This window comes from Mesorhizobium sp. M7A.F.Ca.US.006.04.2.1, from assembly GCF_004022915.1.
Taxonomy (GTDB): Bacteria; Pseudomonadota; Alphaproteobacteria; order Rhizobiales; family Rhizobiaceae; genus Mesorhizobium; species Mesorhizobium ciceri.
Genome location: NZ_RZQA01000041.1, coordinates 1 through 15,311 on the forward strand (window position 1 = coordinate 1; position 15,311 = coordinate 15,311).

The 15,311-nt window shown below is 64.6% G+C and carries 15 protein-coding genes; 9 read left to right on the forward strand and 6 right to left on the reverse strand.

From position 1 onward, the window contains the following. Together EN925_RS04130 and EN925_RS04135 are read right to left on the reverse strand one after the other, a co-directional pair. Nucleotides 1–1,832 (reverse strand): ABC transporter ATP-binding protein (locus EN925_RS04130; RefSeq protein ID WP_164894128.1); only part of this gene is annotated, 1,832 nt, incomplete at its 3' end. 29 nt (nucleotides 1,833–1,861) lie between these two features. Then, the gene (locus EN925_RS04135; protein ID WP_013529978.1) at nucleotides 1,862–2,257 is read right to left on the reverse strand and encodes a hypothetical protein; all 396 of its coding nucleotides are present in this window, start codon (nucleotides 2,255–2,257) and stop codon (nucleotides 1,862–1,864) included. A gap of 443 nt (nucleotides 2,258–2,700) precedes the next feature. Here EN925_RS04135 and EN925_RS04140 point away from each other — a divergent pair, with 443 nt between their 5' ends. Both EN925_RS04140 and soxR read left to right on the forward strand, forming a co-directional pair. After that, nucleotides 2,701–3,159, forward strand: coding sequence for a tRNA (cytidine(34)-2'-O)-methyltransferase (locus tag EN925_RS04140; RefSeq protein ID WP_127368690.1), 459 nt, complete (start codon nucleotides 2,701–2,703; stop codon nucleotides 3,157–3,159). Nucleotides 3,160–3,291: 132 nt separating this feature from the next. Next, the gene (soxR, locus tag EN925_RS04145) at nucleotides 3,292–3,765 is read left to right on the forward strand and encodes a redox-sensitive transcriptional activator SoxR (protein WP_063168847.1); all 474 of its coding nucleotides are present in this window, start codon (nucleotides 3,292–3,294) and stop codon (nucleotides 3,763–3,765) included. Nucleotides 3,766–3,868: 103 nt separating this feature from the next. Here soxR and EN925_RS04150 read toward each other — a convergent pair whose 3' ends face one another. Next, nucleotides 3,869–4,126, reverse strand: coding sequence for a hypothetical protein (locus EN925_RS04150; RefSeq protein ID WP_013529975.1), 258 nt, complete (start codon nucleotides 4,124–4,126; stop codon nucleotides 3,869–3,871). Between the two features lie 114 nt (nucleotides 4,127–4,240). Here EN925_RS04150 and hemF point away from each other — a divergent pair, with 114 nt between their 5' ends. The 3 genes from hemF to EN925_RS04165 all read left to right on the forward strand — a co-directional run bounded on the left by hemF (nucleotide 4,241) and on the right by EN925_RS04165 (nucleotide 6,113). Then, the gene (hemF, locus tag EN925_RS04155; RefSeq protein ID WP_024504549.1) at nucleotides 4,241–5,155 is read left to right on the forward strand and encodes an oxygen-dependent coproporphyrinogen oxidase; all 915 of its coding nucleotides are present in this window, start codon (nucleotides 4,241–4,243) and stop codon (nucleotides 5,153–5,155) included. A 311-nt stretch (nucleotides 5,156–5,466) separates the two neighbouring features. Beyond that, nucleotides 5,467–5,727, forward strand: a complete 261-nt coding sequence (locus EN925_RS04160; RefSeq protein WP_013529973.1) for a DUF1344 domain-containing protein — start codon at nucleotides 5,467–5,469, stop codon at nucleotides 5,725–5,727. A 200-nt stretch (nucleotides 5,728–5,927) separates the two neighbouring features. Further along, nucleotides 5,928–6,113 (forward strand): DUF1059 domain-containing protein, encoded by a 186-nt coding sequence (locus EN925_RS04165; protein ID WP_013529972.1) that lies wholly within the window; start codon nucleotides 5,928–5,930, stop codon nucleotides 6,111–6,113. Between the two features lies 1 nt (nucleotide 6,114). Here EN925_RS04165 and EN925_RS04170 read toward each other — a convergent pair whose 3' ends face one another. Genes EN925_RS04170 through EN925_RS04180 form a run of 3 tightly spaced genes read right to left on the reverse strand, consistent with a single transcriptional unit; the run spans nucleotide 6,115 to nucleotide 8,641 of the window. Next, on the reverse strand, nucleotides 6,115–7,380 hold the full coding sequence (locus EN925_RS04170) for a CCA tRNA nucleotidyltransferase (RefSeq protein WP_127388290.1): 1,266 nt from the start codon (nucleotides 7,378–7,380) through the stop codon (nucleotides 6,115–6,117). Beyond that, complete coding sequence (locus EN925_RS04175; protein ID WP_063168849.1) at nucleotides 7,377–8,012, reverse strand: CoA pyrophosphatase; 636 nt, start codon at nucleotides 8,010–8,012, stop codon at nucleotides 7,377–7,379. Before EN925_RS04175 ends, EN925_RS04170 begins: the two co-directional genes overlap by 4 nt. Beyond that, on the reverse strand, nucleotides 8,012–8,641 hold the full coding sequence (locus EN925_RS04180; RefSeq protein ID WP_013529969.1) for a DUF1285 domain-containing protein: 630 nt from the start codon (nucleotides 8,639–8,641) through the stop codon (nucleotides 8,012–8,014). Before EN925_RS04180 ends, EN925_RS04175 begins: the two co-directional genes overlap by 1 nt. A 154-nt stretch (nucleotides 8,642–8,795) precedes the next feature. On the opposite strand from EN925_RS04180, the gene EN925_RS04185 reads away from it, so the two are divergent. From EN925_RS04185 to EN925_RS04200, 4 genes are all read left to right on the forward strand, one after another. After that, nucleotides 8,796–9,800 carry a MoxR family ATPase gene (locus EN925_RS04185; RefSeq protein WP_013529968.1) on the forward strand — a complete coding sequence of 335 codons (1,005 nt, stop codon included), beginning with the start codon at nucleotides 8,796–8,798 and terminating at the stop codon, nucleotides 9,798–9,800. Beyond that, the gene (locus EN925_RS04190; protein WP_013529967.1) at nucleotides 9,800–10,762 is read left to right on the forward strand and encodes a DUF58 domain-containing protein; all 963 of its coding nucleotides are present in this window, start codon (nucleotides 9,800–9,802) and stop codon (nucleotides 10,760–10,762) included. Before EN925_RS04185 ends, EN925_RS04190 begins: the two co-directional genes overlap by 1 nt. Continuing rightward, nucleotides 10,759–13,581, forward strand: coding sequence for a DUF4159 domain-containing protein (locus EN925_RS04195; protein ID WP_127388291.1), 2,823 nt, complete (start codon nucleotides 10,759–10,761; stop codon nucleotides 13,579–13,581). Before EN925_RS04190 ends, EN925_RS04195 begins: the two co-directional genes overlap by 4 nt. 63 nt (nucleotides 13,582–13,644) lie before the next feature. Further along, on the forward strand, nucleotides 13,645–15,311 hold a 1,667-nt coding region (locus EN925_RS04200), incomplete at its 3' end, for a hypothetical protein (protein ID WP_128336360.1).

Here is a 15,311-nt window from a genome sequence, read left to right on the forward strand (position 1 = left end):
TCCTCAAGCAGGAACCCGCCCGACTGGCGCTGCCAGAGCTGCGCGTAGAGCCCGCCCTTGGCGACGAGTTCTTCGTGCGAACCTTCCTCGATGACACGGCCCTTGTCCATCACCACCAGCCTGTCCATCGCCGCGATGGTCGACAGCCGGTGCGCGATGGCGATGACGGTCTTGCCTTGCATGAGCTTGTAGAGATTCTCCTGGATCGCCGCCTCGGCTTCGGAATCAAGCGCCGAGGTCGCTTCGTCAAGGATAAGTATAGGTGCGTCCTTCAACATAACGCGAGCAATGGCGACGCGTTGCCGCTGGCCACCGGACAATTTGACGCCGCGGTCACCGACATGGGCATCGAAGCCCTTGCGGCCGCTGGCATCCGAAAGCCCTGATATGAAGTCCAGCGCCTCGGCGCGCCGCGCCGCCTCGACAAGCATCTCGTCGGTTGCATCGGGCCGGCCATAAAGGATGTTCTCGCGCACCGAACGATGCAGCAGCGAGGTGTCCTGCGTGACCATGCCGATCTGCGCACGAAGCGAATCCTGCTTCACAGCGGCGATTTCCTGGCCATCGACCAATATCTGCCCGGCTTCGAGGTCGTAGAAGCGCAGCAACAGGTTGACCAGCGTCGACTTGCCGGCGCCGGAACGGCCGACGATGCCGACCTTCTCGCCCGGCTTCACCGCCAGCGACAGGCCCTCGATCACACCCTTCTGCTTGCCGTAGTGGAAGCGAATGTCCTCGAAGCGGATCTCACCCCTGGAGACGCTGATCTCCTTCGCGTCCGGCCGGTCCTCGACAAGGCGCGGCAGCGAGATCGAGGCGATACCGTCCTGCACCGTGCCGATGTTCTCGAACAGGCCCGACATTTCCCACATGATCCATTGCGACATGCCCCACAACCTGAGCACAAGGCCGATGACCACGGCGACCGCGCCGATCGTCACTGCTTGCCCCAGCCACAGCCACAGCGCCATCGCGGTCACCGAGAACAAGAGCAGCGCGTTCAGTATGTAGAGCGAGCCGAAAAGCACTGTCACCAGGCGCATCGACCGGTAGACCGTTTCGAGAAAGCCGGACATACCGTCTTTGGCGAATGACGCTTCGCGGCGTGCATGGCTGAACAGCTTGACCGTCTGGATGTTGGAGTAGCTGTCGACGACCCGGCCCGTCATGATCGAGCGCGCATTGGCCTGTTCCTCGCCGACCTTGCCCAGCCGGGGAATGAAAAACCGCAGCAAAAGGATATAGCCGACCAGCCAGACGCCGAGCGGCGCGGCCAGCCGCCAGTCGGCCGAGCCGACGATGAGCAGCATGCCGAGGAAGTAGACGATAACGTAATTCAGGACGTCGATCACCTTGATGACGCATTCGCGCACGGCGAGAGCCGTCTGCATCAGCTTGGTCGCGATGCGGCCGGCGAACTCGTCCTGGTAGAAACTCATCGACTGCTTGAGCAGATAGCGGTGCACCTGCCAGCGGATGCGCATGGGATAGTTGCCCATCAGCGTTTGCTGGTTGAGGAGCGAATGCAGCCATACGGTGCCCGGCAGTGCGAACAGCACGATGAAGGCCATGCCGGCAAGCTTCCAGGCTTCCGTCTGCAGGAAGGTTTCGCGATTCTGCCCCGACAGCCAGTCGACGATGCGGCCGAGGAAGCCGAACATCCACACTTCCGCGATCGCGATGGCCGTCACCAGCACTGCATCGAAAAGGATATAGGGCCAGGCGCCGCGCGTATAATGCACGCAGAAGGCAACCAGCGTCTTGGGCGGCTCGACCGGTTCCGCCGCGGGGAACGGATCGAGCCTTTTTTCAAACCAGCTAAACAACAACATAGGTCATGCCTGTGAAATGTGTTTGCCGCTTACGCGGCACGTGAGCGTACGAAGTCCCCGGAACCCATGGCGTCGAGTGCCGACGGTCCGGAATCACCCGGACCGTCGGCAATGCTTCGCGCAATATAGGGGCTCGCGGGCTTTTCGCCGACAGCTGCGCCAGACGATCCTGACGACACGGTGCCGCCAGCCCGGTTTTTCGCGCCAGGCCGGATCAGCCGGATGATCCGGCGCACCAGCGACGGCCGCCCGGGATCGGGAACCGCGCGCGAAAAATCGACATCCGGCAGCATGCCGCGATGCGGCCGGCGGCGAACCTCGGCGTGAACCGCCGACGAATAGGTGTCGCCGATCAGCAGCGCCCAGGTCGGCAGTCGGTGGATATGCAGGCTCCTCGAGCCCGGTATTCTGTAGGGATCGAACATCGGTCCGTCCTCCGTGTGAAAATCGAGATAAAAAGGCGAAGCAATATCGTCCGCCGGCATTCGCCCGGAGGCACGCATTGCATCGGTCCGGACATGACGAGTGTCGGTCCGGACAGCTTCAGTTGGGGCGTTCAGCCCTTTTGACTTTTTGAAAAACATCGCAGGATTCCTTCGAGTGCCGAAAAATCGTTTCGGCGGGAATCGGTGCGATCAAGTCTTAGAGAGTCAGGAGAATCGTCGTACCGAAACCGCCGGCAGGCAGGTAAGCCCACGAGAGGGGCGCTGGATGTGCATGGTCATCATGAATTACCCCTCCATCGGTTCGGGTTGACAATGCTGGTTGTATACCCGACTTCGCAGAAAATGGCCACCCGCAGGTCCAGCAATTTCCAAAACCGCCAAGCCGCTGTGGCCGATCCGCCACTTATTAGAAGGACGCGGAAATGAACCGTCGTCTCCGCATCGCGCTCTACCAGCCTGACATTGCCGGCAACACCGGAACAATCCTGCGCTTCGCCGCGTGCCTCGGACTTGGCGTCGACATCATCGAACCGGCCGGATTTCCGCTCTCCGACAAGGCGCTCAAGCGAGCCGGCATGGACTACCTCGAAATGGCTGCCCTGACCCGGCATGTCGACTGGCACGCCTTCGAGGAATGGCGCAAGGCTGGTTCGCACCGGCTGGTGCTGCTGTCGACCAAAGCCACGACGGCCTACACCAGCTTCAGCTTCGCGGACGGTGACGTCCTCCTGTTCGGCCGCGAATCCGCAGGCGTGCCGGATCCTGTCCATCAGGCGGCGGATGCGCGCCTGACCATCCCCATGCAGGGTACGGCGCGCAGCATCAACGTGGCGCTCTCCGTCGCCATGGTGGTGGGCGAAGCCATCCGGCAACTCGGATAACGGCACTCCGTCTCCCGACATCTTGACCCAGGCGCACATCGCCTTCTCCTTCGTTTGCACATCCAGGGTTTCTTCGCTACAAGCTCAACTTAACTTGAGGTCAAGCAGAAAAATCGGGACGGAAAATCAGACATGGCGCCTGTAACGGAATTAACGGTTGGCCAGGTGGCCATGCGCAGCGGGGTGGCGGTGTCGGCGCTGCATTTCTACGAGGCCCGCGGCTTGATCCGCAGCCACCGCACGTCGGGCAACCAGCGCCGCTACGGCCGCGACGTGCTGCGGCGCGTGGCGATCATCAAGGTTGCACAGGAGGTCGGCATCTCGCTGGCCGAAATCGGTGCCGCACTTGAATCACTGCCCGAAAGCCGCACGCCGACGCGCGACGACTGGAACCTTTTGTCGACCGCCTGGCGCGACGGGCTCGATCACAAGATCGCCCAGTTGAAGAAACTGCGCGAAGGGCTGACCGACTGCATCGGCTGCGGCTGCATGTCGATCGACAAATGCCCGCTGCGCAACAAGGGTGACCGGCTGGCACGCGAGGGAACGGGGGCAAGGAGGCTGGTCGCTCTTCCTTCTCCCCGTTCACGGGGAGAAGGTGCCTGAACGCAGTGAAGGCAGATGAGGGGCGGCGCCAGCATTGAGAGGTTCGCGCCGCCCCTCAACCTGCCTGCCGGCACCCTCTCCCCGTAAACGGGGCGACGAAGTCCTAGTCGGCCGCAGGCAACCGCCTGATGGTGAACTCGATCAGGTCGCCCGGCCGCTCGAACCAGCTTTCGATCTCGGTCCAGTAGGCCTGCTTGGGAAAGCGCTCGAACCATTCCTTGGCCTTGAGCCGGGCATCGGAGCGTGGCAGCACGAAGGTCTCGCGCAGGAAACCGTCGCGCGGCATACGCACGCGCTCGGCACGGCTTTGGTCGAGCCTTTTCTTTAGGCCATCCAGCGGCGGTCTTGCCGGGGTGCGCACGAAACAACTCCTTGCACCGTAATGACACTTGACCCTGTCCCCTAAGAGATTAGGGATCGCGCCGGCAAAAGACGAGTCATTTGTGGGACTCGCCGCCCCAACCGGAGACGGCATTTGGAACGACCAGAAATACCGGCGGGCCTGCCCGCCGACATCGAACAGAAGAAGATGAAGGCGCGCCTCTGGTTCGAGGCGCTGCGCGAACGCATCTGCGCCACCTTCGAGCAGATCGAGCAGGATCTTGGCGGGCCGCTGGCCTCGTGGTCGCCCGGCCGCTTCGAAAAGACGCCATGGGAACGTGACGAGGGGCGCGGCGGCGGCGGCACCATGTCGATGATGCACGGTCGCGTCTTCGAAAAGGTCGGCGTCCACACATCGACCGTCCATGGCGAGTTCTCACCCGAATTCAGGAAGCAGATGCCCGGTGCCGAGGAAGACCCGCGCTTCTGGGCATCCGGCATTTCGCTGATCGCGCACCCATGGAATCCCAACGTTCCGGCCGTGCACATGAACACGCGCATGGTGGTCACATCCAGCCAATGGTTCGGCGGCGGTGCCGATCTGACACCGGTGCTCGATCGCCGCCGCACCCAGGACGACCCCGACACGGTCGCCTTCCACCGCGCCATGCAATTCGCTTGCGAGAAGAATGTCGCGGTGGCCGATTACCCAAAATTCAAGGCCTGGTGCGACGAGTACTTCTATCTGTCGCACCGCAACGAGCCGCGCGGCACCGGTGGCATCTTCTTCGACTGGCTGCATTCGGGTGAGGACAAGGGCGGCTGGAATGCCGATTTCAACTTCGTCCAGGATGTCGGCCGCGCTTTTCTCGTCGTCTACGGCCACCTTGTGCGCGCCAACTTCAACGAGAACTGGACCGATGGCGACCGTGACGAACAGCTCATCCGCCGCGGCCGCTACGTCGAATTCAATCTGCTTCACGATCGCGGCACCATATTCGGACTGAAGACCGGCGGCAATGTCGCCGCCATCCTCTCCAGCCTGCCGCCCGAGGTCCGCTGGCCGTAACAAAATGGTGAGCCCGACGTGAGCCGCATTGATGTCCCATTCGCTCGAAATGGGCATGGAATGTGGCACACGGTGCGGCGAAAAATTTCTTTTTCGTCTAATAGGCTCTTGAAAAGACTGGTCTATTTGTGGCGCGGGGTCGGGAAGCGCCGGCGGTTCGCCTGCGCGCAATTTCAGGAAAGTGCGAAACGGCTTTCCGACCGGAATTGCGTCAAGACAAAGCGAGCCGCGACCCGACGCGACCGGACGGCCCAAGACGACGCGGGACATCTTCGTCAAAAAGATACCCGCCTTTCCAGGAGTACTTCGCAATGCGCAAGATCATTGTTTCGGCGGCCGCCGCTGCCCTTCTCGCTTCCGGTTCGGTGGCGTTCGCCGCCGTCAAGCACACCACCGGGACGATCAAGACCTTTGACACGACGGCCATGAGCCTGGTCCTCGACGATGGATCGTCTTTTACGCTTCCCAAGACCTTCAAGGATCCTGGCCTGCAGGTCGGTGAAAAGGTCCGTGTCTCATGGGACATGAGCGGCAAGAAAAAGATTGCCGAGGCTGTCAAGATCGCCAAGTGAAGGCCTGCCCGCCAAAACGGGACGAGACGAGGGCGGAGCGATGCTGCTCCGCCCTTTTGCCGTTGACGGCAACCAATACCACCCCATCTGTGTTATGCTTCTCACCCGTTCGCGGTCCGCGGTTTCAACCCTGGAACCGGACATGGGCCAAAAAAGTGCCGGAGCCTCGACCAAGCTCCACGGAGAAAAGGAGAAATCTCATGAAGGAATTTCACTGCGGGTCGCTCGTGCCCGGCTGTGACTGGCACACACGTGCCGACGAGGAAGCCGAGGTCATGCGCCGTGCCGTCGAGCACATGCGCGAGACACATGGTGAGACGGTCATCCGCGAGACGATGATCGAGGCGATCCGTTCGCGCATCGAAAAGACCCGCGACGCGGCCTGATCTACCCGGCCTGCAAGGCTTCGGCGGCGCGCTTGAGGAGCGCGTCGCGATCAGGGGCAAACCCGGCTTCGACCCATTCCGCTTCGAGATTCCTGAGGATTTCGCCGAGTTTCGGGCCTGGAGTTGCGCCGAGCGCCGTCAGATCGGCACCTTTCAGCGGAAACAACGGCTTTTCCCATTTGGTGGCGAAGCCAAGCAGGCGCGAAAAGCCACCGGCTTCGAGCAGCGCCTCATTGTCCTCGACGGCGCGCATCCTGGCTGCCGCAAGCGACAGCCGCAGACGGTCGACAAACCCCTGCCGGTCGCCGCGATAGAGCCTTTTTGCCAGTTCGCCCTCGGTCGTCTTCGGCTCGACGGCGGTGGCGAGCGCCCAGTGGCGCAGGCGATCCGCTTCGGCGGTCGAGAGTTTGAGCCGCTCGGCGAGCGTCTTCATGCGAGCGGCATCGGGCGGCACGATCGCTTCCAGTCTGAGCAGCGGGTCGGGTGCCCAGCCCAGATCCTTGCCGGCCTTGGCCAACCCATGGATGGCATCGATACCCCATTTCTCGCTTTCCGGCAGCGCCGCGGTCAAGACACCTGCCTGCCGCATCCAAAGCAGCGCCCGTGACGGATCGGGCGCCGACAAAAGTTTCTTCAGTTCCGACCAGATGCGCTCGGACGAAAGCTGGGCCAGCCCTTCCTTCAGACGGGCGCAGGCTTTCAGCCCCTCGGCGTCGGGCCGTCCGTCGCCGTACCAGGCGAAGAAGCGGAAGAAGCGCAGGATGCGCAGGTAGTCTTCGCGAATGCGCGCTTCCGGGTCGCCGATGAATCGCAGCCGGCGCGCCTCGATGTCGGCAATGCCGCCGACCAGGTCGACCACCTTGCCATCGGCCTCGGCATAGAGCGCGTTGATGGTGAAGTCGCGCCGCTCGGCATCGAGCTTCCAGTCGCGCCCGAACGACACTTTCGCGCGCCGCCCGTCGGTTTCGATATCGGCGCGCAAGGTGGTGATTTCATAGGGCTTTCCGCCGGCAACCACGGTGATCGTCCCATGCTCGATGCCGGTTGGCACCGCCTTGAACCCTTCCGCTTCGGCGCGGCGGAGGGTTTGCTGCGGCAAGCAGGTGGTGGCGATGTCGATGTCGGCGACCGGCTGGTCCATCAGCGTGTTGCGCACCGCGCCGCCGGCGACTCGCGCCTCTTCACCGCCTTCGGCCAATGCGAACAGCAGGCGCTGTAGATGCTTGTCGGTGAGCCAATCGGCCCTGCCCGCGATCGAGACACTCACGCATAGAGCCTTTCATAGAGAGTACGAATGATGCCGGCGGTGACGCCCCAGATGCGCCGGTCGCCGTAAGGCATGTCGTAGAAGAACCATTCGAGATCGTTCCACATACGGCTGTCGCGCTTGTGGTTGGCCGGGTCCATCAGGAAGCGCAGCGGCACTTCGAAAGCGGCATCGACCTCGTCTGCGTTGAGCGTCAGTTGGAAACCGGGCCGCACGATGCCAAGCACCGGGGCGATGCGGTAGCCGCTGCCGGCGACATAGTCGGGCATGCGGCCGATGATCTCGATGCCATCTCGGCCAAGCCCGATCTCCTCGAAGGTCTCGCGCAGCGCCGCCGCCTCAGGGCTCGGATCGGTCGGATCGATAGTGCCGCCGGGAAAGGCCACCTGCCCCGAATGGCTGCGCAGCTTTTCGGCCCGTTTGGTCAGAAGAACCGTCGCATCGCCCTCATGATCGACCACCGGGATCAGCACCGCGGCATTGCGCAGCGCCTTGCCCTGGTTGAGGCGCGGATGGCCGGGGTTGAAGCGATGGTCGCCATAGTCGTCGTCGCCTGCATGTGCATCGGGCTGCACGGCAAAGCGCGCGCGAAAATCCGCGGATGAAAACGGCGCCGGCGTCACCTGGTCCATCACGCGCTCAGCCGCTTCAACTGGTCCGCCGGCATGATCGGGAACACGGCGCCCTTGGAGCGCACCGCGAACATCGTCTCGCCGCCGATTTCGATCTCCTCGCCATGCCCGACCAGTTCATACATCACCGGCCGCGCCACCAGCGCCTCCAGACGGCCACGCACCAGCACATAGGGCTTCAACCCGCCGGTCTCGTTCTCATCGACAAACCGCAGCGGCCGTTCCGGCCCGGCTTCGACGACGTCGCCGACATTGGTGCGGAAGGTGATTGTCTGCGCCTCGCCGCTGCCCGAAACGTCCATTTCGACGGCGATGAACGGCGCATCGGCGACGCGGATGCCGACCTTTTCTACCGGTGTCACCAGATAGGTCCTGCCATCGGCGTCCTTGCGCAGCACCGAGGAGAAAAGCTGCACCAGCGGCATGCGCCCGATCGGCGTGCCCAGATAGAACCAGGTGCCGTCGGCCTTGATCTCCATGTCCAGATCGCCGCAGAAGTCGGGATTCCAGCGTTCGACAGGTGCCGCGCCCTTGCCGGCACGGGCGGCGCGCGAGATCAGCGCCTCGAGACCACGCGCCTCGGTGGCATCAGTCAGGCTTTCTTCACGATGTCCCAAGGGTCCCGTCATGGTCACGAAATAGTCACTGTTGTTCCGCTTGTCAGCCTAAGTCTGTGATTTAAGTTTCGATGTAGGCGCCACGCGAGGCCGAATCGCGGCAACTTATGGTATGGTGCAGCCGTTGTTCCAGCCATGGTATTCCAACCACAAGGATCGATGCGGCATGAGCGTGATGGTCAAGGAAAGCCCGATCAGCGAAAAGGACATGATCGCCGAGGCCGAGAAGGCGCTTGCCGACATCTCCCGGATCCGCGACGGGGTCGGCCGGGTCATCTTCGGACAGGAAAGCGTCGTCGAGCGCACGCTGGTGGCGCTGCTGGCCGGTGGCCATGCGCTTTTGGTCGGCGTGCCGGGTCTCGCCAAAACCAAGCTGGTCGAAACACTTGGCATCGTGCTCGGCCTCGATTCGCGTCGCATCCAGTTCACGCCGGATCTGATGCCGTCCGATATCCTCGGCTCCGAAGTGATGGAGCAGGACGAGACCGGAAAACGCTCCTTCCGCTTCATCTCCGGGCCGATCTTCGCCCAGCTGCTGATGGCCGACGAGATCAACCGCGCGTCGCCGCGCACTCAGTCGGCGCTGCTGCAGGCCATGCAGGAATACCACGTCACCATTGCCGGCGCCCGCCATGACCTGCCGGCGCCCTTCCACGTGCTGGCAACCCAGAACCCGCTGGAGCAGGAGGGCACCTATCCGCTGCCCGAGGCACAGCTTGACCGCTTCCTGATGCAGGTGGACATCCTCTATCCCGAAATCGAGGCGGAGCGCCGCATCCTTCTGGAAACCACCGGCATCGAGGACGCGAAAGCGCAAAACGTGCTGCAGCCGGTGCGGCTGAAGGAGATCCAGACGCTGATCCGCCGCATGCCGGTGCCTGAAAGCGTCGTCGAGGCGATCCTGACGCTGGTGCGCTCGGCGCGTCCCGGCCAAGGCAATGCCGAGACCGATAAGAACGTCGCCTGGGGTCCCGGCCCGCGCGCCAGCCAGGCGCTGATGCTGTGCACAAGGGCGCGCGCGCTTTACGACGGACGGCTGGCGCCCTCGGTCGACGACGTCCGTGCGCTGGCCGAGCCGGTGCTGCAGCATCGCATGGCGCTGACCTTCGCCGCCCGCGCCGAAGGCACCAGCGTGCGTGACGTGGTGGCGAAACTCGTGAAAGGGATTTGATGCCGCGCATCGGCGAGGTCCAGGCTCCGGCAGCGACGCGCGACGCGCTCGCCCGTGGCCGGTTGCGGGCCTCGCTTGTGCCAGACCTGCTGGTCGAGGCGCGCCGTATCGTCAACACCGTGATCGCCGGCTGGCACGGCCGCCGCAAGCGCGGCATCGGCGAGAATTTCTGGCAGTTCCGGCCCTATGTCGAGGGCGATTCCTCGCGCATCGACTGGCGCCGCTCGGCCCGCGACGACCACACCTATGTGCGCGACCGCGAATGGGAAGCCGCCCATACCGTCTGGCTGTGGGCCGACCCCTCGCCGTCGATGCTCTACAAATCGACAGGCGCCAGCGTTTCCAAGCAATCGCGCGCGCTGGTGCTGGCGCTGGCCATGGCCGAGCTGTTGTCGCGCAGCGGCGAACGCATCGCCTGGCCGGGCCTCACCGACCCGTTCACCGCCCGCAACGGCGCCGAACGAATTGCCGCCCAGTTGATGCATGCCGGCGAGCTGCCGGCAAAACCCGACCTGTCCGACATCAGGCGCTTCTGCGACATCGTCATCGTCAGCGACTTCCTCGATCCCGTCGAGGAGACGATGGCCTGGCTCGACGTGCTGGCCCGCCACGGCGTGCGCGCCCACCTGATCGAGGTCGCCGACCCGGCCGAGGAGACCTTCCCCTATGCCGGCCGCACCGAATTCACCGATCCCGAGACCGGCGACAAGCTGACCGCCGGCCGCGCCGAAATGCTGGGTGATGAGTATCGCCTGCTCTACACCGCCCGCCGCCACGAACTGGCCGCCTGGTGCAAGCGGCTTGGCTGGAGCTTTACCGTCAACCACACCGATCGGCTCGCCTCCGACGCGCTGGTGCGACTGCACATGGCGATGACCACTGATGGCCCCTCGGTCAGGCCGACCGCTGGCGGTCGTGCAGGCATCGCTGGTGGCGATCGGCCAGGAAAGGCTGTCGCATGAGTTGGCTGCCGCTCTCCTTTGGCGCCCCCATGGTGCTGTGGGGCCTGCTGGCACTGCCGGTGATCTGGTGGCTGCTCAGGCTGACGCCGCCCAAGCCGCAGACCGAGATCTTCCCGCCGCTGAAGATCCTGGCGCGCGTACTGAAGCGCGAGGAGACGCCGCAGCAGAGTCCGTGGTGGCTGACGCTGCTCAGGCTCTTGATGGCGGCCCTCATCGTCGCGGCATTGGCCGACCCGGTCTTCAATCCGCGTGAAAAGCTGCCGGCCGAAGGAGCCGCCCTTGCCCTGGTCATCGACAATGACTGGGCAAGTGCCGCCGACTGGGGCAAACGCGTCGCCACCGCCGAGCGGCTGATCAACGACGCCGGCTCCAACGGCGTGCCGGTCGTCATCGCCTTCACCGCCGAAAAAGCCAATGCCGAGATCGGCCCGTTCGATGCCGCCACCGCCCTTGACCGGCTGCGCGCCGCCAAGCCGCGGCCGATCCCGACCGACCGGCCCGCCGTCTATGCCCGCGTCGCCGGCGTGCTGGAGACCTTGCCCGGGGCCAGTGTCGCCGTGCTTGCCGACGGCCTGGCGGCAAAAGGCGATGAAGCCGCCTTCAACACGCTTTTGTCGAAAAATGCCGCCCGTGTCGTCTGGGCAACCGCCGACAGGCTGTCGCTGACGGGCCTGACCGCCGCCGACAACCAGGTCGACGGCTTTGCGCTAACCGCCATCCGCGCGCCGGGCGACCCTGCCCCGGCGCAGGTCACCGCCGGCGCCTTCGACGACAAGGGCCGCCGCATCGCCGATGCGACGCTGACCTTTTCGCCTGGCGAAACCACCGCCACCGGCACCATGGCGGTGCCGTTCGAATTGCGCAACGACTTCGCTTCGATCGCGCTCGACGGCGAGCGGCAGGCCGGTGCGGTGCGCGTCCTCGACGAAAGCTCCAAGCGCCGCCGCGTCGGGCTGCTGTCGCAGGCCGAGGCCGACCAGGCGCAGCCGCTTTTGTCGCCACTCTACTACATCAGGCGGGCGCTGCAGCCCTTCGCCGATCTGGTCGAACCCTCCAGCGCCGACCTCGCCGACGCCATCCCGCAGATCCTCGACCAGAAGCCCGCGATGATTGTCATGGCCGATATCGGCACCATTCCCGGACAGGTCCGGCAGAGACTTGTCGATTGGGTCGACAATGGCGGCACGCTGGTGCGTTTCGCCGGTTCGCGGCTGGCCACCGCAGGCGATGACGACGATTTGCTGCCGGTCCGCCTGCGCACCGGCGAGCGTTCGCTCGGCGGCGCGCTGTCATGGACGTCGCCGCAGCCTGTCACCGAATTCCCCAAGGCCGGCCCGTTCGCCGATCTGGCGCCGCCGACCGAGGTCACTGTCAGCAGACAGGTGCTGGCCGAGCCGACACCCGATATCGTCGAGCGCACCTGGGCGGCCCTTGCCGACGGCACGCCGCTGGTCACCGGACTGAAGAAAGGCAAGGGCACGCTGGTGCTGTTCCACGTCACCCCTGAGGCAACCTGGTCGAACCTGCCGATCTCCGGCAGCTTCGTCGAGATGCTGCGCCGCATCGTGCAGCTGTCGCGCAACCAGGGCGCGGCCATCGCCAATGCCGAAGCCGCCGCGGCGTCGCTGGCGCCCTATCGCATGATTGCAGCCGACGGCTCGCTGGTGCCGCCGACGCCGGATGCACGGCCGCTTGTACCGGGCGCCGGCGCGCTGCCGGTGACTTTTGAAAACCCGCCCGGCCTTTATGGTTCCGAGACGGGTGTGTTTGCCCATAATCTGCTTGAAGCCGACAGCACGCTGGCCCCGCTGGCGCGCCCGCAAATCACTGTTCCCGTCAGCTCGATCCAGTATGCCTTTGACGAATCGCGCAATTTGAAGGGCGCGCTGGTCGCGGCCGCCCTGGTGCTGATGCTGCTCGATACGCTGGCAGTGTTCTGGATGGGCGGCCTGTTCTCACGCCGACCGCGCCGCGCCGGTGCCATGGCAACCACCGCCGCGGTCCTGATTGCGCTGGGTAGCTTGTTCGGTCATGCCGACCTTGCCCGCGCCGACGACGCCAAGCCGGGTGACGAAATTGCCATCGAGGCGATTTCGAAGACCCGCATCGCCTATGTGCTGACCGGCGTGCCGGGCGACGATTCGATCAGCCGTGCCGGGCTCGAGGGCCTGACCCGCTTCCTGGTCGAAAAGACGGCCCTTGAACCGGGCGCACCAGCCGGTGTCGACATTTCGAAGGACGAGCTGTCGTTCTATCCTTTGATCTACTGGCCGATCGATCCGGCCGCCCCGATGCCGAGCCAGGCCGCCATCGCCCGCATCGACGCCTATATGCAGCAGGGCGGCACGGTGCTGTTCGACACCCGCGACCAGTTCGCCAACGGCATCGGCGCCGATTCGACCAGCCCGGCGACGGAGCGGCTGCGCGACATCCTCGGCAACCTCAACGTGCCGCCGCTGGAGCCGGTGCCGTCCGACCACGTGCTGACCAAATCCTTCTTCATCCTGCCCGAATTCCCCGGCCGCTTCGCCGGCAGCCCACTGTGGGTCGAGGCGTCGCTCGACGCCAGCAATGCCGAGAACCGGCCGGTGCGCACCGGCGACGGCGTCTCGCCTATCATGATCACCGCCAATGATTTTGCCGGCGCCTGGGCGGTCGACGAGAATGGCGATCCGCTGCTGCCGACCGTACCGGCGGACCCGATGCAGCGCGTCTACGCGCTGCGCGCCGGCGTCAACATCATGATGTACATGCTGACCGGCAACTACAAATCCGACCAGGTGCACGTGCCCATACTGCTCGAACGGCTGGGGCAGTAAGATGAGTTTGTTTGGTTCCCTCCGGTCGCGGATAAACCCTCCCCAAAAAGAGGAGGGTAAGGGATGAACTGGTCGATTTCCTTCGAACCGCTGATCTCCTGGCCCCTGTTGGCCTTGGCGCTGGTGCCGCTGGCGCTGCTGGCGCTTGTCGGCCTGTGGTTTCGCCAGCGCGGCTCGGTCTTCCGCTTCATCGCCCTTTTGGCGCTCGCCGCCGCTTTGTTCAACCCGGTGTTCCTCAACGAGGAGCGCGAGCCGCTGAAAAGCGTTGTCGCCCTCGTCGTCGACCGCAGCCAGAGCCAGGATATCGGCGATCGCACCAAGCAGACCGACGAGGCGCTGGCCGGGCTGCAGCAGCGGCTTGGCCGCTTCAAGCAGTTCGACGTGCGCGTCGTCGAGGCCGGCAAATCCGAGGCCGCCGAAGAGCGCACCGAGACACGGCTGTTCGGCGCGCTTGAAGGCGCCTTCCGCGACGTGCCGCCGTCACGCATCGGCGGCGCGATCATGATCACCGATGGCGAGGTCCATGACGCGCCGCCGGGCGCGCCAGATTTCAACGCCCCGCTGCATGCGCTGATCACCGGCAACGACCACGAAAAGGACCGCCGCATCCGCTTCGAGAACGCGCCGCGCTTCGGCCTTGTTGGCAAGCCGCTCGACATGACCTACCGCGTCATCTCGACCGAAAACGAGACTGGCCCGGTCGATGTGCGCGTCTCGGTCAATGGCGAGCAGGTCGCCGTCGAGCACGCCACCGTTGGCCAGGCCATGCCGCTGCAGGTCACCATTCCGGGTGCCGGCCGCAACATCGTCGAACTCGCCATCGATCGCGAGCCGGGCGAACTGACCGACACCAACAACCGCGCCATCGCACTGATCGACGGCATTCGCGAGAACCTGCGTGTGCTGCTCGTCTCCGGCGAGCCGCATGCCGGCGAGCGCACCTGGCGCAACCTGCTGAAATCCGACGCCTCGGTCGATCTTGTCCATTTCACCATCCTGCGGCCGCCGGAAAAGCAGGACGGCACGCCGATCAACGAATTGTCGCTTATCGCCTTCCCGACCCGCGAACTGTTCGTCGAGAAGATCAAGGATTTCGACCTCATCATCTTCGACCGCTACCAGCACCGCGACGTGCTGCCGATCCTCTATTACGACTACATCTCCGAATATGTCGAAAAGGGCGGCGCGCTGCTGATCGCGGCCGGCCCCGAATATGCCGGCGAAAGCTCGATCGCGCGCACGCCGCTGATGGCCGCCCTGCCGGCGATGCCGACCGGCGAAGTTGTCGACAAGGCCTTCTATCCGCGCCTCACCGAACTCGGCCAGCGCCACCCGGTGACGCGTGGGCTCGATGGCTCGGCCACCGAGCCGCCGCACTGGAGCCGCTGGTTCCGCACCATAGGCGTGCAGAACCCGGAAGGCGAAGTGGTCATGAAGGGCGCCGACAACCGGCCGCTGCTGCTGCTCGACCGCAAGGGAGAAGGCCGCGTCGGCATGCTGCTGTCCGATCAGGGCTGGCTGTGGGCGCGCGGCTTCGAGGGCGGCGGCCCGCATGTCCAGCTTTATCGGCGCATCGCGCACTGGCTGATGAAGGAGCCGGAGCTCGAGGAGGAGCGGCTGACCGCCGATGGTCGTGGCATGGTGCTGGAAATCCGCCGCCAGACGATGGCCGACGATCCCGGCGCCGCGCAGATCATCACCCCGTCCGGCAAAACCTTGACCGTCAAGCT

Coding starts and splice junctions, on each gene's coding strand:
- EN925_RS04175 (WP_063168849.1), bottom strand. CDS start 8,012: ATGGACCAGGTGACGCCGGCGCCGTTTTCATCCGCGGATTTTCGCGCG.
- EN925_RS04185 (WP_013529968.1), top strand. CDS start 8,796: ATGAGCGTGATGGTCAAGGAAAGCCCGATCAGCGAAAAGGACATGATC.
- EN925_RS04140 (WP_127368690.1), top strand. CDS start 2,701: ATGAACCGTCGTCTCCGCATCGCGCTCTACCAGCCTGACATTGCCGGC.
- EN925_RS04180 (WP_013529969.1), bottom strand. CDS start 8,641: ATGACGGGACCCTTGGGACATCGTGAAGAAAGCCTGACTGATGCCACC.
- EN925_RS04160 (WP_013529973.1), top strand. CDS start 5,467: ATGCGCAAGATCATTGTTTCGGCGGCCGCCGCTGCCCTTCTCGCTTCC.
- soxR (WP_063168847.1), top strand. CDS start 3,292: ATGGCGCCTGTAACGGAATTAACGGTTGGCCAGGTGGCCATGCGCAGC.
- EN925_RS04195 (WP_127388291.1), top strand. CDS start 10,759: ATGAGTTGGCTGCCGCTCTCCTTTGGCGCCCCCATGGTGCTGTGGGGC.
- EN925_RS04190 (WP_013529967.1), top strand. CDS start 9,800: ATGCCGCGCATCGGCGAGGTCCAGGCTCCGGCAGCGACGCGCGACGCG.
- EN925_RS04165 (WP_013529972.1), top strand. CDS start 5,928: ATGAAGGAATTTCACTGCGGGTCGCTCGTGCCCGGCTGTGACTGGCAC.
- EN925_RS04135 (WP_013529978.1), bottom strand. CDS start 2,257: ATGTTCGATCCCTACAGAATACCGGGCTCGAGGAGCCTGCATATCCAC.